Annotated in this window: 20 protein-coding genes; 11 read left to right on the top strand and 9 right to left on the bottom strand. The window is 63.6% G+C overall.

Translation table 11 applies throughout. The annotated features are described in order from the left end of the window. Positions 1 to 218 precede the first annotated feature (218 nt). Positions 219 to 1,367, top strand: a complete 1,149-nt coding sequence (locus tag ACYCVF_RS08445) for a M20 family metallopeptidase (protein WP_459603062.1) — start codon at positions 219 to 221, stop codon at positions 1,365 to 1,367. A 143-nt stretch (positions 1,368 to 1,510) separates the two neighbouring features. Here the strand turns inward: ACYCVF_RS08445 and ACYCVF_RS08440 are convergent, their stop codons facing one another. From ACYCVF_RS08440 to ACYCVF_RS08430, 3 genes are all read right to left on the bottom strand, one after another. Continuing rightward, positions 1,511 to 1,666 carry a hypothetical protein gene (locus tag ACYCVF_RS08440; RefSeq protein WP_028180679.1) on the bottom strand — a complete coding sequence of 52 codons (156 nt, stop codon included), beginning with the start codon at positions 1,664 to 1,666 and terminating at the stop codon, positions 1,511 to 1,513. Between the two features lie 94 nt (positions 1,667 to 1,760). After that, the gene (locus ACYCVF_RS08435) at positions 1,761 to 2,342 is read right to left on the bottom strand and encodes a flavin reductase family protein (RefSeq protein ID WP_459603064.1); all 582 of its coding nucleotides are present in this window, start codon (positions 2,340 to 2,342) and stop codon (positions 1,761 to 1,763) included. Between the two features lie 413 nt (positions 2,343 to 2,755). Continuing rightward, positions 2,756 to 3,922: a cytochrome P450 gene (locus tag ACYCVF_RS08430; protein WP_459603066.1), complete on the bottom strand. Its 1,167-nt coding sequence runs from the start codon at positions 3,920 to 3,922 to the stop codon at positions 2,756 to 2,758. A gap of 273 nt (positions 3,923 to 4,195) precedes the next feature. Here ACYCVF_RS08430 and ACYCVF_RS08425 point away from each other — a divergent pair, with 273 nt between their 5' ends. Then, entirely contained in the window at positions 4,196 to 4,840 is a 645-nt protein-coding gene (locus ACYCVF_RS08425) for a Rossmann-fold NAD(P)-binding domain-containing protein (RefSeq protein WP_459603068.1), read from the top strand. A 118-nt stretch (positions 4,841 to 4,958) separates the two neighbouring features. Here ACYCVF_RS08425 and ACYCVF_RS08420 read toward each other — a convergent pair whose 3' ends face one another. From ACYCVF_RS08420 to ACYCVF_RS08410, 3 genes are all read right to left on the bottom strand, one after another. Beyond that, positions 4,959 to 5,834, bottom strand: a complete 876-nt coding sequence (locus ACYCVF_RS08420) for a L,D-transpeptidase (RefSeq protein WP_459603070.1) — start codon at positions 5,832 to 5,834, stop codon at positions 4,959 to 4,961. A 412-nt stretch (positions 5,835 to 6,246) separates the two neighbouring features. After that, positions 6,247 to 7,608, bottom strand: coding sequence for a metal-dependent hydrolase family protein (locus ACYCVF_RS08415; RefSeq protein ID WP_459606533.1), 1,362 nt, complete (start codon positions 7,606 to 7,608; stop codon positions 6,247 to 6,249). Positions 7,609 to 7,779: 171 nt separating this feature from the next. After that, complete coding sequence (locus ACYCVF_RS08410; RefSeq protein WP_459603074.1) at positions 7,780 to 7,983, bottom strand: hypothetical protein; 204 nt, start codon at positions 7,981 to 7,983, stop codon at positions 7,780 to 7,782. 414 nt (positions 7,984 to 8,397) lie between these two features. Between ACYCVF_RS08410 and ACYCVF_RS08405 the strand changes: the two genes are divergently transcribed. Continuing rightward, positions 8,398 to 9,417 (top strand): lipoprotein N-acyltransferase Lnb domain-containing protein, encoded by a 1,020-nt coding sequence (locus ACYCVF_RS08405; RefSeq protein WP_459603076.1) that lies wholly within the window; start codon positions 8,398 to 8,400, stop codon positions 9,415 to 9,417. A gap of 245 nt (positions 9,418 to 9,662) precedes the next feature. On the opposite strand, the gene ACYCVF_RS08400 is transcribed toward ACYCVF_RS08405, so the two are convergent. The 3 genes from ACYCVF_RS08400 to ACYCVF_RS08390 all read right to left on the bottom strand — a co-directional run bounded on the left by ACYCVF_RS08400 (position 9,663) and on the right by ACYCVF_RS08390 (position 12,141). Continuing rightward, positions 9,663 to 10,445, bottom strand: a complete 783-nt coding sequence (locus ACYCVF_RS08400; protein ID WP_459603078.1) for a helix-turn-helix transcriptional regulator — start codon at positions 10,443 to 10,445, stop codon at positions 9,663 to 9,665. A 117-nt stretch (positions 10,446 to 10,562) separates the two neighbouring features. Continuing rightward, positions 10,563 to 10,922, bottom strand: coding sequence for a DUF2200 domain-containing protein (locus ACYCVF_RS08395; protein WP_459603080.1), 360 nt, complete (start codon positions 10,920 to 10,922; stop codon positions 10,563 to 10,565). A 13-nt stretch (positions 10,923 to 10,935) separates the two neighbouring features. After that, the gene (locus tag ACYCVF_RS08390; protein WP_459603082.1) at positions 10,936 to 12,141 is read right to left on the bottom strand and encodes an LLM class flavin-dependent oxidoreductase; all 1,206 of its coding nucleotides are present in this window, start codon (positions 12,139 to 12,141) and stop codon (positions 10,936 to 10,938) included. 245 nt (positions 12,142 to 12,386) lie between these two features. Between ACYCVF_RS08390 and napE the strand changes: the two genes are divergently transcribed. From napE to ACYCVF_RS08350, 8 genes are all read left to right on the top strand, one after another. After that, on the top strand, positions 12,387 to 12,569 hold the full coding sequence (napE, locus tag ACYCVF_RS08385) for a periplasmic nitrate reductase, NapE protein (protein WP_239626939.1): 183 nt from the start codon (positions 12,387 to 12,389) through the stop codon (positions 12,567 to 12,569). A 25-nt stretch (positions 12,570 to 12,594) separates the two neighbouring features. Then, positions 12,595 to 12,921: a chaperone NapD gene (locus ACYCVF_RS08380; RefSeq protein ID WP_459603084.1), complete on the top strand. Its 327-nt coding sequence runs from the start codon at positions 12,595 to 12,597 to the stop codon at positions 12,919 to 12,921. Between the two features lie 16 nt (positions 12,922 to 12,937). Next, positions 12,938 to 15,451 (top strand): nitrate reductase catalytic subunit NapA, encoded by a 2,514-nt coding sequence (gene napA, locus ACYCVF_RS08375; RefSeq protein WP_459603086.1) that lies wholly within the window; start codon positions 12,938 to 12,940, stop codon positions 15,449 to 15,451. Next, the gene (locus tag ACYCVF_RS08370) at positions 15,448 to 15,918 is read left to right on the top strand and encodes a nitrate reductase cytochrome c-type subunit (protein ID WP_459603088.1); all 471 of its coding nucleotides are present in this window, start codon (positions 15,448 to 15,450) and stop codon (positions 15,916 to 15,918) included. Before napA ends, ACYCVF_RS08370 begins: the two co-directional genes overlap by 4 nt. Beyond that, positions 15,915 to 16,568, top strand: a complete 654-nt coding sequence (locus ACYCVF_RS08365; protein ID WP_459603090.1) for a NapC/NirT family cytochrome c — start codon at positions 15,915 to 15,917, stop codon at positions 16,566 to 16,568. The genes ACYCVF_RS08370 and ACYCVF_RS08365 overlap by 4 nt, the downstream gene beginning before the upstream one ends. Positions 16,569 to 16,759: 191 nt before the next feature. Next, complete coding sequence (locus ACYCVF_RS08360; protein WP_459603092.1) at positions 16,760 to 17,851, top strand: DUF2336 domain-containing protein; 1,092 nt, start codon at positions 16,760 to 16,762, stop codon at positions 17,849 to 17,851. A gap of 201 nt (positions 17,852 to 18,052) precedes the next feature. Then, entirely contained in the window at positions 18,053 to 19,168 is a 1,116-nt protein-coding gene (locus ACYCVF_RS08355) for an ATP-dependent DNA helicase (RefSeq protein ID WP_459603094.1), read from the top strand. A gap of 95 nt (positions 19,169 to 19,263) precedes the next feature. Further along, a complete protein-coding gene (locus ACYCVF_RS08350) occupies positions 19,264 to 20,622 on the top strand; it encodes a twin-arginine translocation signal domain-containing protein (protein WP_459603096.1) in 1,359 nt (452 codons plus the stop codon). The last annotated feature ends 16 nt before the right edge of the window (positions 20,623 to 20,638 follow it).

Genomic DNA, 20,638 nt, shown 5'->3' with positions numbered 1-20,638 from the left:
CATCCCGGGCATTTTTTGTTTGATGCAGGTCGCCACTCCGTCATTGCGAGCGCAGCGAAGCAATCCAGAATCCCTCCGCGGAAAGACTCTGGATTGCTTCGCTGCGCTCGCAATGACGGCGTTGAGAGCACTCGTTGCATAACGGGATCGCACCACACGACTAGGACGCCCGCAAACAAAGTCTTATAACCTCGCCCCGTAACCGCACGAGGGACCACATGTCTGAAGCTCAAATCACGGATTGGCTGGCGTCGCAACGGCAGGCGATGGTCGACCTGCTCCGCGACGTCGTGAACATCGATTCCGGGTCCTACGACAAGGAGGGTGTCGACGCGGTCGGCGCGCGGTTCGAGCGCCATTTTGCCGAGCACGGCATTCCGTTCCGGCGCGAGGCCGACGCCAGCTTCGGCGATGCGATTCATGCCGAAGTCGCAAAGCCCGGCAGCAACGAGAAGCCGGTGCTGTTGATGGGGCATCGCGACACCGTGTTCGGCAAGGGCGAGGCGGGGCGGCGTCCGTTCACGATCAGAGATGGCCGCGCCTATGGACCGGGTGTCGCCGACATGAAGTCCGGCCTCGTCATGAACGTGTTCGTCGCAACCGCCTTCCACAAATTCGGCGGCTCGCCGCATCCGATCAAGGTATTGATCACCTCGGACGAGGAGATCGGCTCGCCCTCCTCGCGCCCGGTGATCGAACGGGAGGGCCGCGCCGCGCGCGCGGTGTTCAATTCCGAGCCGGGCCGCCCCACCGGCAACGTCGTCACCGGCCGCAAGGGCGGCATCTTCATGCATCTCGCCATCACCGGCAAGGCCGCGCATTCCGGCGCCAACTTCGCCGCCGGTATCAGCGCGATCGGCGAGCTTGCGCACAAGATCGTGCAGATCCATGCGCTCACCGATCTCGACAAGGGCATCACGCTCAATGTCGGCCTCGTCTCGGGCGGCCAGTCCGTCAACACCACGGCGCCCTCCGCCGAAGGCCAGATCGACCTGCGTTACGTCGATCCGGCGGATCGCGCGACGGTGATGGCCGCAATCGAAAAGATCGTCGCGACGTCCTACGTGCCGGGCACGAGTGCGACGCTCACGATCAGGGGCGAGTTCGTGCCGGTGGTGCAGAGCGAGGCTTCGAAGGCGCTGTTCGAGAATTATCAAGCCGCAGCACGACAGGTCGGCCTCACCACGCTGCAGGGCGAGTTCTCCGGCGGCTGTGCCGATTCCGGCTTCACCGCCGCGGTGGGCACGCCGACGATCTGCGGCCTCGGCCCGGTCGGCGGGCTCGCGCACACGCCGGAGGAATATCTCGAGCTCGACAGCATCGTGCCGCGCGCGCAGGCATTGGCGCTGGCGATTCTGCGGGGGTGAAGTCACACACTCGGTCGTCATGCCCGGGCTTGACCAGGGCATCCACGTCTCTCCGAAAACGCCGATGCACGTGGATGGCCGGGTCAAGCCCGGCTATGACGGGTTGAGAGAGTCGCGCGCAACATTGGCCGCGCGCATTCACCTCACGAATAACTGGGCGCGTCGGGCTTGCGGAAGATGTGGATGGGGTCGCCCGGCACGATCGGAGAGCCTGAGAACATCGCGTAGGCGTAGAGCGCGAGGTAGGCGATCGCAAGCGCGCCGACGGCGTAGAAGGCCCAGGTCGCAACGCGTTTCATCGATCCGCTCCATTGCCGTCCCGCATGGGGGTTCAGGCGCTTCTAGAGTGATGACGGGGAAAACGCCAGCCTTCCGCACCGCCAAGCGCGGCGATCAAATGCCGCGCTGGCCGCGCGCGGGAAGGCTGACGTCTGCGAGCCTGGCCGCGTCTTCGTCCTGATCGACCGCCACGTACCGGCCGTGCCAATAGGCAAGGGCCGCGGTGCGCGCCGAGCTGCTGATGCTCCTGACCCGCCCAATGACGATGGCGTGCGAATGCCGTTCGAAGACCTCCTCGACCTCGCAATCGAAAGCCGAGAGCGCCCCGACCAGGAGCGGAACGCCCGAGACTGCCGTGATCCAGCGGGCGCCGGCGAAGCGATCGGCACCCTTCAGCCCGCCCTTGCCGGAAAAGCGCTCGGCAACGTCGAGCTGGTCGGCATTGAGGATGTTCACGCCGAAGGCACCGTGGTGCCGGATCAAGGGGAAGGACGAGGCATCGCGGTTGATGCTGACCAGCAGCGTCGGCGGCTCGACCGACAGCGAGGTGACCGAGGTCACCGTCATGCCGCTGATGTCCTTGCCCCGCCCGGCGGTGATGACGCTGACGCCGCCGGTGAGATGACGCATGGCGCCGCGGAAATCGGCGGACGAGATGGCAGTTTCAGTCATGAGATCGCGGGGCACTACATTCATGGCGTTGCTCCCCTCGGCTGGGGTTCCCTGTATTTAGGTACGATCGTCCGCAGACAACAGGTGACTTACGGACGAACGCGTCTGGCGGCTCCGGCACTACCGAATGATGGTGCGGCCGATCGGAGGTGTCGAGACGTGCGGAAAAATAGCGATGCGCGCACTGCGCGCGAGGCGCAGCGCATGATTAATCTTTCAATCAGCGGAGCGAATGCAGAGCGAATTTTTCCGCACGCGAATGTGACAATCGCAACGCTCGGCGCCCAGGACCATCAAAATTCGAAAACAACCCCATGCACAGTAGCCAAGGCCTTGTTTCGAAACGAATTTCGCATTTAGCGAAGCTCACTTGACCCGTCGGGCAACACAGTGGCAGAATGTCATCGTGCGGCAAGGAGGGATGGCACGCCTCCCAGCTAGTGCTGCCATCTCACGGGCAGGTTGAGCAGCCCTCGGAACGCCCAGCCGCCGATCCGCACCTCCTCGTCATCGGCCAACTCGAGCTGTTTAGCGCGGGCGAACACGGTCGGCAGCGCGACGTCGGCGATCATGGCGCGGGAGGCGAAAGCGCCGGCGCAGAAATGCGGGCCGGCGCCGAAGGCGACGCTCTTGGACGTATCACGCCGCACGTCGAACCGGTCGGCGCGCTCAAAATGTTTCTCGTCGCGGTTGGCGGAGCCGAACATCAGGAACACGCGTTCATCGGTTTCGAATGACACGTCGCGGATGCGCCACGGCTTTGCAATCCGCCGCGGCGACATGCCGATCGGCGAGATCCAGCGGGCATATTCCTCGAAGGCCTGGAGCCAGGACACCTCGCCCCTGCGCACGAGATCAAGCTGATCAGGGTGGGCGAGCAGCGCCCATACCGTGCCCGCGATCGCCTTGCGCGGCTCGTTCTGGCCGCCCGAGATCGCGAGCTTGACGTTGGCGCGCACGCTCTCCATCGGCATGCCCGAGGCGAGGAGCACGCCGAGAATGCTCTGGTCGGGATGCTTGCGCATCATCGGCAGCATGTCGTCGATCGCGGCATCGATGCCCGACGTCGCGGCGTGGCAGCGCGCCTCGACCGCGGGATCGCCGGCATAGTTGGCGATGCCCTCGATCATGCCTTGCGACCACGCGTCCATGTCCTCGAAGCCGATATTGGTGAGGCCGGTGATCGACTTCAGGCATTCGCCGGAGAAGGGCAGCGCGAAGTCGCGCATGAAGTCGATCCGCCCCGGCTCGATTGCGTCGATGATGCGGTCGGCATGGGCCTGGAACTGCGCGGTCCAATGCGCCTTCACCGTCTTCGGCGACACCGTCGGAAACATCGCACGGCGCTCGACCTGGTGCGCCTCGCCGTCCTTGCGCATCATGTTGTGGCCCATCAGCCGGTTCATCAGGCCGGCGGGCTGGTGCGAGGAGAACACGTCGATCTGCTTCTCGGAGATCGAGATGTCGTCGCGGCCCGTCAGCAGCGTCGAGCCGAGCTGCGGCACGAAGGCGATCGGCGCATCTCGCCGCATCCTCGCGAGCATCGGATAGGGATCGGCCCAGAACGCGACAGGGTCGATGTCGATGCGCGGCGCGGTGCTCAAGGCGGCCTCCGGAGGTTGTCGTATCCTTCAGGCCAGACTAGCGAACCTCAGCGCCGGCGTCTGTCCCTAGCGATGGGGACGAACGGCAGGAGGGCATTTAGATGCAAGTCGGGCTGACGGGACAAAACGGCAAGGACGTCCCCGAATTTGCCGTGGCAACCGGTTCCTGTACACTTGGCCTGCAACGTTTGGCCTGCAACGTTTGGCCTGCAACGTTTGGCCTGCAAGGTTTGGCCTGCAAAGTGTGGCCTGCAAAGCCAAGACGGGATGGTCATGACCACATTGCTCATCGTAGGCGCGACGGGGCTGGTTGGCGGCCGCGCGATGACGCTCGCTCTTGCTGACTCTCGCATCACGCGCATCATCGCACCAACGCGGCGTGCGCTGCCGCCCGACGAGCGGGTAATCAATCCTCGGCTCGATGATCTGATGGCTGGTGCCGGCGGTGAGGAATGGCGAGCCGACGGCGCAATCTGCGCGCTCGGAACGACGCGGGCGGCGGCAGGGTCGGTAGCAGCATTTCGCGCGGTCGATTACGAACTGGTGCTGCTGATTGCGCGGCGGCTGCGCGACGCCGGAGTTGGCCGGTTCGCGCTGGTATCGTCCCTGGGCGCCGACCCGCGATCCCTGTTTCTCTACACACGGACGAAGGGCGAGGTGGAGGAAGCGATCGGGGCGCTCGCTTTCCCGTCCCTGACGATCCTGCGGCCAGGATTCCTGGATGGCGAGCGTGCCGAAAGCAGGCCGGTACAGCGAGCAGTGCGGAACGTCCTAGGCTTCGTATCTCCCCTGTTGCCGCCGGTTGCGCGCGTCAGTTCGGTGACCAACGTGGCCCGGCAGCTCATCGAGGCGGCTGTTGCCGGCGAACCGGGACGGCACGTCATTGGAGCCCGACAACTGGCAGAAGGCGGCAACTGACACTGCCCGTCCAGCTGCGCGTGCCGGGCGATGCTGCGCGGCGCTCTGCCGCCCCTTGGAGCCAGACCCTTGGAGCCAGACCCTTCGAGCTAGACTCTTTGGAGCCAGATCCTTGGAGCTACCGCGCCTCGGCGATCCTCGGTCCGGATGACAGCATCTGCGCGTTAGCCGACAACGGCCGCTTCGGCGGCGATGCCGGGTCCGGCAATCGGAAGGCGGCGTCGGCCGGCGTGCCCTGGGATGGTCTGCGGGCGGCGCTTGCCGGAAGCACGATCACCTTCGCGCCGACCTTCACCCGCTCATAGAGGTCCGTGACGTCGTCATTGGTCAGCCGGATACAGCCGGACGACACCCGCTTGCCGATCGTAGCGGGGTTGTTGGTGCCGTGAATGCGATATTCGGTTTCGCCGAGATACATCGCGCGTGCGCCGAGCGGATTGCCGGGGCCGCCCGCCATGAACCGCGGCAGATAAGGCTGACGCCCGATCATATCGGTCGGCGGATGCCAATCCGGCCATTCTGCCTTGCGGGCCACGGTCTGCTCGCCGGACCAGGTGAAACCTTCGCGGCCGACACCGATGCCATAGCGCAACGCCTGCCTGTCGTTCAGGACGAAATAAAGAAATGTGTTTCCGGTATCGATGATCACGGTGCCGGGCGTCTGGCGGCTGGCGTAGTCAACCACCTGCCGGACCAATGCTCCGGGACCCTCAGCGTCGGCTTTTGGTGGTTCGACCAGAGGCGCCGGGGCCGGAACCGGAGCTGGCGCCGCAGCGGGAGCCGGCGCGGATGCATGAACCGGCGGTGCCACGTAAACCGGACTTGACGATGCCTTGGCTTCCTGTGCGGGCGGCTTCCGGACCGGCTGCACGCTCGCCGGGCGAGCCAGCAAGCCGTACCCCAATGCGGCGACGGCCACGGCGCCGATGGCAACTCTCGCGGCCATTGGCAGTGCGAGCGTCTCCGCCTTTCCACGCTTCGCCCGCTTCTTCATATCTTTCTCCAGGTCGCCATGACCGGAAGAGTTACCCAGCAAGATTTAAGAAACTTCGAAGCGATTTGGCTCAGACTGGAACAGCTAAGCGTGGTTAACGCCGAACTCCTGCTCGGCAACACAAGAATTGGGAGTATCGCTTGATATTGGGCTGGCGACGTGGGCAACGCTTCTCATCAGGGAACGAGTCGAGATTTGATGAGCCGCTCCGCTCTTCATTGACCGCGACTTCGGGTCACTCGCGTCAATCTGGCTTGCGGTCTGCCAGGTCCGATCTCGCCTCGATCGCTGACGCGGCTAGACGCCATCACAACCTTCACCTTCGGCCGCAAGCGAATTTGCTCGGCACGGGTTGGTACTTCGCTCTGGATCGAGCGCGACCTTGTTCATCGAAAAGGGTGATGCGTTGCAGCTAACGGGCAAGCGCATCCTTGTAAATAACTCCATCTTTCATGATGATCTTGAGATTGTTCGCGGGGTCGGCAAGAAGGCCGATATTTTCCAAGGGATTGCCGTCGACGAGCAGCAAATCCGCGAGTGCGCCCTGTTCCACGACGCCGAGTTTGCCGGGATAGGGATTTCGCTTGCCCGATAGCGCCAGCAGTTCGGCGTTTGTCGATGTCGCCATGGCCAGCGCTTCAGCGGGAGTGTACCAGCGAGCGAGTGAGGCCAGGATGGCCCCCTGTTGGCGCGCCAGCGCTGCAGAGAACAGGACGTCGGTGCCCCATGCCGTCTTGATCTTGTACTTCCTCGCCAGCTCGTAGGATCTGGCTATGCCCGGCCAGACCTCATCCGCCTTGGCTCGCTGGATGGAGCCTACAGGAAAGCCCAGCCTCAAGTCCTCGGGGAGAGGCTGCATACTCAGCCAAACACCCTTCTCTGCCATCAGTTTCGCTGTTGCCTCGTCCATCAGGAAACCGTGTTCGATACACTTCACCCCAGCCGCAATGGCTCCCCGAATCGCAGCAGCCGTAAAGGCATGCGCAGCGACGTACGTGCCCCAGTTCTCAGCCGCTTCAACGGCGGCGCGTATTTCGGGTTCGGTGAACGTGGTCACGTCGATCGGACTGAAAGGCGACGACACTCCGCCGCCGGCCGTCAACTTGACCTGGGAGGCGCCTTGCATGAGCTGCTCGCGGACACGGACGCGGACCTCGTCGGGGCTGTCCGCAATCATTGCCCCACCGGTCTGTTCCATGCGGGTGAGCATGCCCCCGATCGTCCGCGGCAGGTCGGCAAGCTGGCGGAAGTCCCCATGCCCACTCGTGACAGTAATGACCGCACCGGAGGGATAAATGCGCGGCCCCTTGATGATACCTTCGTCGATGGCGCTTTTGAGCCCAAACACCGGCCCGCCCACATCGCGAACGCTGGTGAAGCCGCGCATCAGAGTGTGCGTGGCCTCGTCGCCAGCGACAAGATTGACGTAACCGATGTCGCCGAACGACTGTGCCGGCGTGACTCGGATCAGCATCGCATGCCAATGGTTGTCGATGAGGCCGGGCATCAGTGTGCGCCCGCCGCCTTCGATCATGCGAATGTCCGTCGGGCTATCCACCGCTATCGGCTGTAGCGAGATTGATTCTATCTTGTTGCCGCGCACCAAAACGTTGGAGGAGGCGGACAGCGTGGCGCTCTTGCCATCGAAGATGCGGACGTTCTGAAAGAGCGTGGCCGCGCCACCTGCCTGGAACGCTTGCTGCGCCAGGCTCGCTCCACCGAGCCAGGTCGAGAGCACCACCGCGATTGACAGCGAACGACACGCTGCGCTCATCGACGGTCGGATCCGCCGCGCGCTGTACGACGCACCCAAGAGAGTTCCTGACATCACCGCGCACGGCCCCCCTCGTTATGTATCAGCTGCGTTCGGTTGAAGCGGCCAGACCTTCGCGCTTGCGATGCTGTGCATGGCTCTCGCCGCGACAGAGCAATCTTGCGACGCCGGTCAGAGCGGATCGCCCTGGTTCCGCCTGATGATCTTGAGAGCCAGGAATATCGCGCCAGCAACAAGGAAGGCGACCCCGATCGCGGTAAATCCGTTGGACTCGCTACTTAAGCCGAGCGCCGTCATCAGCAAACCGAAAAGCAGGAGAAGGATTCCCGCGAGTTTCTTGATCAGGAGGATTGGTCTTTCAGCTGCGATCGCCATCAGCGCACTCCCCTTGTCGACTCATTTCCGCCATGCGGTTCCCGCCGCCGGCTGCCATGCATAGGTCAGCCAGGCTATGCCGTGAGGGATCAGGTCGACGCCAAGCACAAATCCGAGCACCCAAAGACCTTCATCAGGACTCCACCGAGGGTGAGGCCAGCCAAAACTCCGAATGCGCCGGATAGCAGCATCGCCCAGCCGCATCCTTCCAGTGGCTGACGCCCACCAAGAGTCGGTAGCTGCGAAGGTCGCGCAGCCCTTTGGATCAATCCAACGCGCGATAAAAAGCGAGGCCATCGCTTCTAGTTCGCGAAGAGCTACTGTAGCGTGTAACCATTCAAAATGAAACGACAGGTGATCTGACACAACGGAGCTGTCGAAGCATCGCCAAAGCTTTGCGGCAGGAGCAGCCTGGTGATTTCAGTCCGTAAATTCGTATCCATGTTGGTCAGGTGGCCGAGAAAGCCGATTGGCTTTCTCATTCGGATCATGCTCGTCACATGGGCCGTACTGGCCATCTACTATTCGAACCTGCCTTGGGGCGGGTTGCGTACGATTTCCGCCGGAGCGTTTGCGGGCTTTGCAATTTGGGCGCTCTGGCGTTCGCGCCAACGGCGCATGTCCGTTCTCTTCCTGGTCATGTTTTTCGGTGTCGTTGCATGGTGGATCTCAATCCCTCCATCACACGATCGCCATTGGCGACCGGAAGTCGCCGTGATGCCGCGGGCGGTGATCAACGGCGACCGCGTGCACCTGACCGGCGTACGCAACTTCGACTATCGAAGTCGAAGCGACTTCACGGTGCGCTACGAGGAGCGCGAAGTGTTGTTGTCGCACTTGATAGCTCTCGATTTCTACGTTTCCTATTTCACCGAGGGGCCGGTCGGACACACGTTTGTGAGCTTTGTCTTCGACAATGCGCCCCCACTGGCCATCTCCATCGAGACGCGCCCTGAGGTTGACGAAGGCTTTGCGCCCGTCGCCTCCTTGTTCAAGCAATTCGAGCTGATCTACGTGGTAGGTGAAGAGCGTGATGTTGTAGGCGTTCGCACCAACCATCGCCACGAGCCGGTGTACCTATATCGCCTCAATACAACGGCTGACGACGCGCGACGGTTGCTCATGATTTATTTGACGCGCATCAACGAACTCGCCGATCAGCCGGAGTTCTACCATCTGTTGACCAACAGTTGTACGATCAACATCGTGCGTTATGCAAATGCGGCGGGCCGGCGGGGGCGCTTCGACATTCGACATCTGTTCAACGGTCTGATCGATAGCTACCTCTACCACTCCGGCCGGATAGAGGCGACGCTGCCGTTTGATGAACTGAGGCGGGGATCCCTGATCAACGAAGCTGCACAGGCGGCCGATGGCGCAGCCGATTTCTCACAGCGGATTCGCTTATCCTTGCCGACAATGATGCGACCCTGACCGCAGTGGGCTCTTGGGGCCTGTGAGGAGCCGTCGCTGATCCGCCGGGCTTTCCCTCTTCACCCGCCCATGTCCATCTCAGGTCCTGCTCGTCTGCGAGAGCCGGCAATGATCGGAGGCGGCAAGCTGCCTCTCCCCGGCTTGAAGGGAGCTGTCGTCTGGGCTGGGTCACAAGACGGCGGTCGTGGAGGGCGGACCGTGTCAGCCTTGCTCCCGGAAGCAGAGATCGCGGACCCAGTGTCCCCTCAATTCAGTCCGTGAGGTCCCGAGAGCAACCGCAGCACGATCGCGAACAGCTCGCTCTGCGAGGAGATGCCCAGCCGCTCATAGGCGCGCTTGCGATAGGTCAGTATGGAATGCAGGCCGATGCCGAGCGCCTGCGAGATCGCTTCGGAGCTGAAGCCGGACAAGATATGCCGGCAGACTTCCTGCTCGCGCGGCGTGAGATCGGCCAGCGGCGCGCGGGTGGCGAACAGCGCGGCGAGAGTCTGGTCCGGCGTTGCGTTTCCCTGGAAATGGCGCGCGACGCTCGCCGCGATCGCCGGTGCGATCGCCCCAAGCCGCCGGCGCTGCTCGTCGCCGAAGCGGCCCTGCGCCGCGATGCGGTAGAAATTGACGTAGAAGCAGGTGTCGCCGGTCCAGATCGCGCTCGCGCATTTGTCGACGATGCCGGAATCATTGAAGAAGATCTTGCGATAGCGCGCGCCGTACATGCGCGGGGCGAACGAAGGCAGCACGATCGGCGCGCTGCCTTCCCGTTCGAACAGCGCATCGCGGTTGGGATCGGATTCGTGGAACTGGGCGGCATAGGCCGCGCCGAGATCGCCCCCGATCGGGATGTTGCCGGCGTCCAGCAAACAACGGGCCGCGCCCGAGCGCGTCAGCGCAAACACCATGCAATGACCGACCCCGGCCTGGCGGCGCAGCGTGTCGATGAGGATGTCCGGAAAGTCAGGTCGGCCGATGGCGAGCACCGCCGGCGTGACATCGCCGGCCGCAGGCATTGGAGCCGTCTCGTGGAACCGCATCGTTTTCTCCCGGCCGCTTTTGCTGAAAATTATCAGCAATGGCGACCGGGCGGAAGACGGATGTGGGTCGGCTTTGGACATGCAAAGCCGACGAGCCGAATGGACAGAAGGCTGCGCTCAGGAATTCGTGTTTCGCAGGATCTTGTCCATCGTCCTACCCTTGGCCAACTCGTCGATCAGCTTATCCAGATAGCGGATTTCCCGCATCGTCGGTTCTTTGATGTCCTCCACCCGGACGCCGCAAATGACACCCTTGATCATGGATCGCAGTGGATTGATTCGAGGAGCCTTCGCAAAAAAGGTTTCGAAGTCCGTTTGCTTCTTCAGCTCGGCTTCGAGCTCTTTCTGACCATAGCCAGTGAGCCAGGAGATGACCTGATCGACCTCGGCTTTTGTCCGTCCCTTCTTCTCTGCCTTCGCAACGTAAAGCGGATACACGCTTGCGAAACTCATCGTATAGATCCGGTGCTTCGTCACGATGAGCAGCTCCCTACCCCGCCGCAGCCTTCGCCGGCGCGACGTTGATCGCGACCTTGCCGTAGCGGTCGGTGAAGGCTTCCGTGTCGATCTCCTCCAGCTCGATCTCGCCGCTCATCACGCCTCGCTTCCATTCGGCCTGTGCCGGGTCGTTCTGGAATTCCGGCATCACCTCGCGGCCGAACAGTTCGAGCGATTCGCAGATGTGCTCGTGGCTGTTCTTGCCGGCCTGGTTGAGCAGGATGACCTGGTCGATGTGCGAGGACTGGAACCGCTTCAGCTTCCTGCGGATCGTCTCGGGCGAGCCGATCAGGCCGCCGCGCAAGCTCGCCTCCTGCGCTTCCGGATTGTCGCGCTTCCACTTGTTGTACTCGTCCCACATGTTCACGGTGTAGGGCGCGGGGCGCTGGCGGTTCTGCGAGGCGCCGTAGAAGCGCAGCGCGAACTGGAAGAAGGTGGCGCCGTCGGCGCGCGCACGCGCCTCCTCGTCGGTCTTCGCACACATGAAGAACGACACCAGCGCCATGTTCGGATTGATCTCGTAGTCGGCGAGCTTATGCAGCCGCTTGGTCATCGCGTTGTAATAGGCATGCACCCAGGCGTGCGCGGCATCGGCGCTGACGAACTGGAAACCAAGCGCGCCGAAGCCGTGGCGGCCGGCGCGCTCGATGGTCGGCAGCTGCGAGCACGCCATCCACAGCGGCGGATGCGGCTTCTGCACCGGCTTCGGCACCACGTTGCGCAAGGGGATGTCGAAATACTTGCCGTGGTGCTCGGAGCCCGCGTCCCTGAACATCGGGAATATCGCCTGCACCGCTTCCTCGAACACCTCCTTCTTGGTCTCCATGTCGCGTCCGAACGGGGTGAGTTCGGTGATGGACGCGCTCTCGCCCATGCCGAATTCGCAGCGGCCGTTACTGAGCAGGTCGAGCACCGCGACACGCTCGGCGACGCGCGCCGGATGATTGGTGGTGAGCTGGAGAATGCCGTGGCCGAGCCGGATGTTCCTGGTGCGCTGGCTGGCCGCGGCGAGAAAGGATTCGGGCGAGGGCGAGTGCGAATATTCCTCGAGGAAGTGGTGCTCGACGACCCAGGCATGGTCGTAGCCGAGACTGTCGGCAAGCTCCATCTGCGAGAGCGCGTTCTGGTACAGCCTGAGCTCGTCGCCGGCCACCCAGGGCCGTGGCAGTTGCAGCTCATAGAAGATGCCGAACTTCATGAGGCCTCCCGCTTATTGTTGTTGATCGCATCTTAATGGGTGAGGCGACGCTGTCTACGGAGCGGCAATTCCGCCATGCGGGAGAATGATCCCACAGCTGCGCGTGGCAGGGCATAGCGCTGCGACATCTGCGCAAGCCAGCGGATTGATCCAGATCAACGCCGCGACGGCCCGATTGCATCAGAAGTGCAGCAAGGCAACGGCCCGGATGCCGTCCCAACCCCACATTGCAGACGAGACCGAATATGTCGGCCCCAGACGACGCGACTTCGCGCGTGCGCCGTAAGCGCATGGAGATTTTCGCCTTTCTGTTCCTGACCGCAGTCGTGATGCCCGCACTCGCGGTCGGCACGGTCGGCAGTTACGGGCTCGGGGTCTGGATCTACCAGATGTTTGCCGGCCCTCCCGGTCCGCCCTCCCGACATTGATTTCCCAGAGCGAAAGACAGGCATCATGGCCAAAGCCCCCAACAGAGCGACACTCAACCGCCGTGCGTTGATCACCGGCCGGGTGCTCAGCGCCGATCGCATCATCGCGCCGCCGGAGGCCGAGATCGCGAGCATCGTGGTGCAGGCGCGTCCCGAGCGTCTCGCCGAGCTCGAAGCCGAGATCACCGCGCTGCCCGGCTGCGAGATCCACGGCCGCGATCCACGCGGCAAGCTCGTCGTCGTGACCGAAGCGCCCGATGCCGGCAGCCTCGGCACCCTGCTCAACACCATCCAGTCGCTGCCGAACGTCTATTCCGCAGCCCTCGTCTTCCACGCCATCGAAACCGCCTGAGTCAGGAAGAGCCGTCATGACAGCGCCCAAGCTCGACCGCCGCCAGATGCTGAAACTGGAGGCGGCCGCGATCGCGGCCGCCGCCGCAGGCATCCCCGCTCCGGCACTCGCCGCCAATCTCGTCGCCGAGCGGAACGTTACCGAAATGAAGTGGGACAAGGCCGCGTGCCGCTTCTGCGGCACCGGCTGCTCGGTGATGGTCGCGACCAAGGAGAACCGCGTGGTCGCCACCCATGGCGACACCAAGTCCGAGGTCAATCGCGGCCTCAACTGCGTCAAGGGCTACTTCCTCTCCAAGATCATGTACGGCCACGACCGCCTGATGCAGCCGATGCTGCGCAAGAGCGGCGGCAAGTACGACAAGAACGGCGAGTTCACGCCCGTGACCTGGACCGAAGCCTTCGACATCATGGAGCTGAAGTGGAAGGAGGCGATCAAGAAGCGCGGGCCGAACGGCGTCGCCATGTTCGGCTCCGGGCAGTGGACGATCTGGGAAGGCTACGCCGCCTCGAAACTGTTCAAGGCCGGCTTCCGCACCAACAACATCGATCCCAATGCGCGCCACTGCATGGCCTCGGCCGTCGCCGGCATGATGCGCACCTTCGGCATCGACGAGCCGCCGGGCTGCTACGACGACATCGAGGCCACCGACGCCTTCGTGCTGTGGGGCTCCAACATGGCGGAGATGCACCCGATCCTGTGGACGCGCCTGGCCGACCGCCGTCTTTCTGCGCCGCATGTCCGCGTCGCCGTGCTCTCGACCTTCGAGCATCGCTCGTTCGATCTCGCCGACATCGGCATGGTGTTCAAGCCGCAGACCGACCTCTACCTCCTCAACGCCATCGCCAATCACATCATCAAGACCGGCCGCGTCAACAAGGACTTCGTCGCCAGGCACACCGTGTTCAAGCGCGGCCAGACCGACATCGGTTATGGCCTGCGGCCCGAGCATCCGCTGCAGAAGAAGGCGACGGGCGCGGCGAAACCCAACGACGCTACCGACATGAGCTATGACGAGTTCGTCAAGTTCGTCTCGGAGTACACGCTGGAGAAGGCCGCCGAAATGTCGGGCGTGCCGCTCAACCGTCTCGAAGCCCTCGCCGAGCTCTACGCGGATCCAAAGACGAAAGTGGTCTCGTTCTGGACCATGGGCTTCAACCAGCACACCCGCGGCGTCTGGTGCAACAACCTCGTCTACAACATCCATCTTCTGACCGGGAAGATCTCCTCGCCCGGCAACAGCCCGTTCTCGCTCACCGGCCAGCCTTCGGCGTGCGGCACGGCGCGCGAGGTCGGCACCTTCTCGCACCGCCTGCCCGCCGACATGGTCGTGACCAACAAGGCGCATCGCACCAAGGCCGAGCACATCTGGCAGCTGCCCGAGGGCACCATCCCCGACAAGAACGGCGCCCACGCCGTGCTGCAAAGCCGCATGCTGAAGGACGGCCTGATCAACGCCTATTGGGTGCAGGTCAACAACAACCTCCAGGCCGGCCCCAACATCAACGAGGAGACCTATCCGGGCTTCCGCAACCCCGACAATTTCATCGTGGTCTCGGATGCCTATCCCTCGGTCACCGCACTCGCCGCAGACCTGATCCTGCCGACCGCGATGTGGGTGGAAAAGGAAGGCGCCTATGGCAACGCCGAGCGGCGCACCCAGTTCTGGCACCAGCTCGTCCCCGCGCCCGGCGAATCGAAGTCCGATCTCTGGCAGCTCATGGAGTTCTCCAAGCGCTTCAAGATCGAGGAGGTCTGGCCGGAGGAGCTGATCGCCAAGAAGCCGGAATACCGCGGCAAGACGCTGTTCGACGTGCTCTACAGGAACGGCCAGGTCGACAAGTTTCCGGTCTCGGAGATCGAGCCCGGCTATGCCAACGACGAATCCAAGGCGTTCGGCTTCTACGTCCACAAGGGCCTGTTCGAGGAATATGCCCAGTTCGGGCGCGGCCACGGCCACGACCTCGCGCCGTTCGAGACCTATCACCGCGAGCGCGGCCTGCGCTGGCCGGTCGTCAACGGCCAGGAAACGAAGTGGCGTTTCCGCGAGGGCAGCGATCCCTACGTCAAGCAGGGCACGGACGTGCAGTTCTACGGCCATGCCGACGGCAAGGCGCGCATCTTCGCGCTGCCCTACGAGCCGCCGGCGGAATCGCCCGACAAGGAATATCCGTTCTGGCTGTCGACCGGCCGCGTGCTCGAGCACTGGCATTCCGGCACCATGACGCGGCGCGTGCCCGAGCTCTACAAGGCCTTTCCCGAAGCCGTCTGCTTCATGCATCCCGACGATGCGCAGGAAGCCAAGCTCCGCCGCGGCGACGAGGTGAAGGTGGTCTCCCGCCGCGGCTTCATCCGTGCCCGCGTCGAGACGCGCGGCCGCGACCGGCCGCCGCGCGGCCTGGTGTTCGTGCCCTGGTTCGACGAATCCAAGCTGATCAACAAGGTGACGCTCGACGCCACCGATCCGATCTCGCTGCAGACCGACTTCAAGAAATGCGCCGTGCGCATCGAGCGGGTGAGCATGTCATGATGAAACGAACCGCAATCGTCCTGCTCGCCCTCGTGATCGCGGCTGGCGCGAGCTCGTTGACCGCGCAGACGGTGACGTCCGGCCTGCGCGGCCCGACCCCGCTCGACGACGAGGGTCCGGCGCCGCCGATGCTGCCGAACCGCAACACCTCGGAGAGGGAGGTGCGCAACTATCCGGAGCAGCCGCCGGTGATCCCGCATGCGATCGACGGCTACCAGGTCGATCTCAACGGCAACAAGTGCCTGTCCTGCCATGCGCGGGCGCGCACCGCGGAATCCCAGGCGCCCATGGTTTCGATCACGCACTTCATGGACCGTGACGGCCAGTTCCTGGGCTCGGTCTCGCCGCGGCGCTTCTTCTGCACGGAATGCCACGTGCCGCAGAACACCGCCAACCCGCCCGTCAGCAACGACTTCATCGACATCGACACGCTGCTGTCGCGCGCAAGTCCCGGTGGGCGCCGATGACCACGACCGCTGACGAGCCCAATGCCGAGCTGAAGGCCAAGCGCGGCGTCCTGGCGCGGAGCTGGGACTTTGCCCTGGAGCTCTGGCAGGTGCTGACCCGGCCGAGCTCGGTGTTCGCTCTCGGCACCCTGGTGCTGGCCGGTTTCGTTGCCGGCGTGATCTTCTGGGGCGGCTTCAACACGGCGCTGGAATTGACCAACACCGAGAAGTTCTGCACCGGCTGCCACGAGATGAAGGACAACGTCTACGCCGAGCTGAAATCGACCGTCCACTTCAGCAACCGTTCCGGCGTGCGTGCGACCTGCCCGGATTGCCACGTGCCGCACAACTGGACCGACAAGATCGCGCGCAAGATGCAGGCCTCCAAGGAGGTCTGGGGCAAGATCTTCGGCACCATCGACACGAGGGAGAAATTTCAGGATCACCGCCTCGAACTGGCGGCGCACGAATGGGCGCGCTTCAAGGCCAACGACTCGCTGGAATGCCGCAACTGCCACAGCGCCGATTCCATGGACATCACCAAGCAGTCGCCGCGGGCGTCGGTGGCGCACCAGCGTTTCCTGTTCACCAAGGAAAAGACCTGCATCGACTGCCACAAGGGCATTGCCCACCAGCTGCCCGACATGCGCGGCGTTCCGGGCTGGCAGTAAGCTTCGCTCCTGGCACACCGCTCGCCGGGGCGCGGCGAGCGGACAACGCCAGATATGCCGAATTCTGATAGCGAAAGTTCCATTCGGTAGTTTCATCATACCATTCCGTTATCCCCTAGTTAAACCACAGGGCCGATCATGCTCGCGACGGAAGCTGTCCCAAGTCCTACTGCGGTGGCCAGAACAGCATGATGCAGCAGCAGACGAATTCCATCATCGACGAGCTCGAAGATGCCGTCCGTAACGGCTCCTCGGCCAAGCGGATCGAGACCTTGCGACGGGTCACGGACCTGTTTCTCGACCAGGGGCAGCGCCTCAGCGACGATCAGGTCGAGGTCTTCGATCATGTGCTCTCGCATCTGGTGACGCGGGTGGAAAGTCGCGTCAGGGCCGAGCTTGGCGATCGTCTGGCGCCACTGGATTATGCACCTGCCGGCGTGCTCGAACGCCTCGCCTGGGACGACGAGATCGCCGTCGCGGGCAAGGTGCTGACCGAGTCCAATCGCCTGAGCACCCCGACGCTGGTGGAGATCGCGAAAGCCAAGGGGCAAGATCACCTGTTCGCCATTTCCGGCCGCGCCGACCTGCCGGAGGTCGTCACGGACGTCCTGGTCGAGCGCGGCGAGCGCAAGGTCATCCGCCGTCTTGCCGACAACACGACGGCCCGCTTTTCCGAGGAAGGCTATGGCGGCATGATCGCGCACGCGGAAGCCGACGAAACGCTCGCCGAATCGCTCGGCCTGCGCATCGATCTTCCCCTCAAGTATCTCCGCGACCTGCTGCAGCGCGCGACCGAGGCAGTGCGCGCGCGCCTTGCGACCATCGCCCCGCCGGAGCTCCAGGCCGAGATCAAGCGCATCCTCGCCGCGATCACCAGCAAGGCGGCGCCGCCAGAGCCGAAGCGGGATTTCAGCCTGGCTGAAGCGGCCGTCAAGCGGATGAAGGGCCTCAACGAACTCAACGACGCCGCCATCGCCCGGTTCGCGGAAACCAAGAGATTCGACGAGGTTGCCGCTGCGCTCGGGCTTCTCAACAACAGCGCGCCGACCGAGCTGATGGCGAAGGTTCTGGAAGGGCCGCGTGCCGATCTCGTGCTGATCCCCTGCAAATCGGCAGGCCTCGGCTGGCCCACGGTCGAAAAAATCCTCTGCAATCGTCCGGCCAAGTACCGCATCGACGAGGCCACCCTGAAGCTCGCGGGCACGGATTTCGCCAAGCTGTCCCCCGCGACGGCCGAGCGCACACTGCGATTCTGGCAGCTGCACGACCGGATCGACAAATAGCCTCAAGCGCGATGAGTTTAGGATGAATCGTCATCGCGCTTTAGGTTGTTGTTTGAGCATGATCTTTTCGGAAAACCGCTGCGCACTTTTCCGGATCATGCTCTAGGACCGGCAGGACGGCCTGACCGCCGCTTGAACGGCCGGCCGCAATGGTTAGTTTCCGGGAAGCGGCGAATCGCCGGTTCCCTTCTCAAGACAGACATGCCCTCCTTCACCCCGCATCAGGACGCCGCGCTCAAGGCCGTCGGCGACTGGCTCAAGTCCAAGCCGGGCCGAAACGGCACGCCGCCGGTGTTCCGCCTGTTCGGCTTTGCCGGCACCGGCAAGACCACGCTGGCGCGGCACATCGCCGACGGAGTCGACGGCGAGGTGAAGTTCGCCGCCTTCACCGGCAAGGCCGCGCTGGTCATGCGCAACAAGGGCTGCGACGGCGCCTCCACCATCCACTCGCTGATCTACCGTGCCCGCGAATCCGGCGAGGAGCAGCCGAGCTTCGAATTGTGGGACGACGCGCCGGCATCGAAGGCGAAGCTGATCGTGATCGACGAATGCTCGATGGTCGACGCCGAACTCGGCCGCGACCTGATGTCGTTCGACTGTCCGCTGCTGGTGCTCGGCGATCCCGCACAGCTACCGCCGATCCAGGGCGGCGGCTTCTTCACCAATTCCGAGCCGGATGCGATGCTGACCGAGGTGCACCGCCAGGCCCAGGACGATCCGATCGTGCGGATGTCGATGGACGTCCGCGAGGGACGCGAGCTCGACATCGGCCGCTACGGCGAGAGCGAGGTGGTGTCGCGGAAAGAGCTCGATCCCGACCGCGTCATGGGCGCCGACCAGATCCTGGTCGGCCGCAACAACACAAGGCGCGCCTACAACATGCGCGTGCGCCAGCGGCAGAACATCGAGGACGCCTTTCCCGTCGCCGGAGACAAGCTGGTGTGCCTGCGCAACAACCGCAAGAAGGGCCTGTTCAACGGCGGGCTATGGCGTGTGAAGTCGCGCAACACCTCGCGCTCGAAATCGCGCATCCTTAGCATGCGGCTGTCGCCGGACGAGGATTTCGGCCACAAGGTGACGAAGGTCTCGGTGCGCGCCGATTGCTTCGAGGGCGGCGTCGAGCAGATCGCCTGGGAGCAGCGCAAGCCCTATGACGAATTCGACTACGGCTACGTGCTGACCGTGCACAAGTCGCAGGGCTCACAATGGGACGACGTCGTGCTGTTCGACGAGAGCTTCGCGTTTCAGGACTCCAGGGCGAGGTGGCTCTATACCGGCATCACGCGGGCGGCGAAACGGCTCAGCGTGGTGGTGTAGCTCTCGTTTCCCGGTGATCCGCTTCGCCGAGCTGCGTTCACCGCGCGCTAGGTTTTGCCTCGTATCGGTATGTTACCTGCATCGGAGCGGAACATATGGCTGCGCGCGCGACGACACCTGAGCATTCCGATACCTATCTCGATGATTACACAGTGAGCCGTCGCGGTTTCCTGAAGTCGGCGAGCGCGGCAGCCGGTTCACTCGCGCTGTCGGCCACGACTCCGGGGATGGCCCTTGCGGCGCCGGACGCGTCGGTGCGCGTCTCGAAGGAGCGGCTCAACACGCTGGCGGCAAAATTCTATGCCGTCTTCAACGAAGGCAATATTCTGCCGGCGAGCTTTGCGGACAGATATGCGGCGCGCCATGACGTGGAGCTGAGGCGCATCGTCACCTTCACGCGCGTCCCGGAGACGGGAGAACGCGTCAAGGTCAGCGGCCTGCTCGCCGTTCCGGCGGACGCGCGCGGCGCCCTTCCGGTGTTGTCATGGCAGCACGGCACGATCCTCTCGTTCGACCAGGTCCCCTCGAACCTGCTGCGTCTGGGCGACGAGACATACGAGCTGCGCGACAATTTCGATTCGATCGAGACCTTGTTCAACATCCAGCGCTTCGCCGGCAACGGCTACGCAATCATCGCGGCCGACTATGTCGGCAAGGGCCCCTATCGCAATGGCCGGAGCGAAGCCTATGCCGTGAAGGGTGCGACCGTGCAGTGCTGCCTCGACATATTGAGGGCGGGACAGCTCGAGCTGCGCAAGTTGGGCCTGCGCCCATCATCTCTGTTCCTGAACGGATGGTCGCAAGGCGCTCTGAACACGCAGTGGCTGAAGCAGGAGCTGCAACGCCGCGGCATCAAGGTGCGGGCGACTGCGACACAGAGTCCGTTCAACGATCTCGCCGACAGCTTCCATTATTGGACGAACCCCGCGGCCTACATTCCGGCCTCGGAGAGCTCCTATCCGATGCCGCCGGCCTGGATTACGCCTTGCATGATCGTCCTCCTCGGCAGTTATCGGCGCTATTATGGGCTGAGCGACCTGTTCAAGTCGGCGATCAAGCCGCAATACCAGACGTTCGCGGAAAAGTACTGGTCCGATTACAGCCTCGAAGGCGAGGTCGCGAAGAGCATTCCTCCCGCCGGCGACTTCCTCGTCGATGGCTTCTTCGATCGCTTCACCAGCGACACAAATAGCGCTCTCCAGCGCCGCCTCGGCGCCAACAACGCGACCTTCTGGGATTACAATTCCCCGATCAGGTTCTATTACGGGCTGGCGGACGAGGCGTTGCATCCACGGCTGGTGCGGCCCGCAATCGCCGCCGGCGGACATTTCGCGGTGGGCGTTCCGGTCAATGGCGCAAGCCATCGCGGCACGTTCCTGTCGAGCCTCTATGGCGAGGCGGCCATTCTGAACGGGCAGCCGACGGCGTTCGACTGGTTCAATTCACTGGCATGAGGGACGCAGCGAAGCG

It is taken from the genome of Bradyrhizobium cedriense (assembly GCF_054602315.1).
Note: the sequence above shows the minus strand (reverse complement) of the source record. Positions and strands in the feature narration are given on the sequence as shown.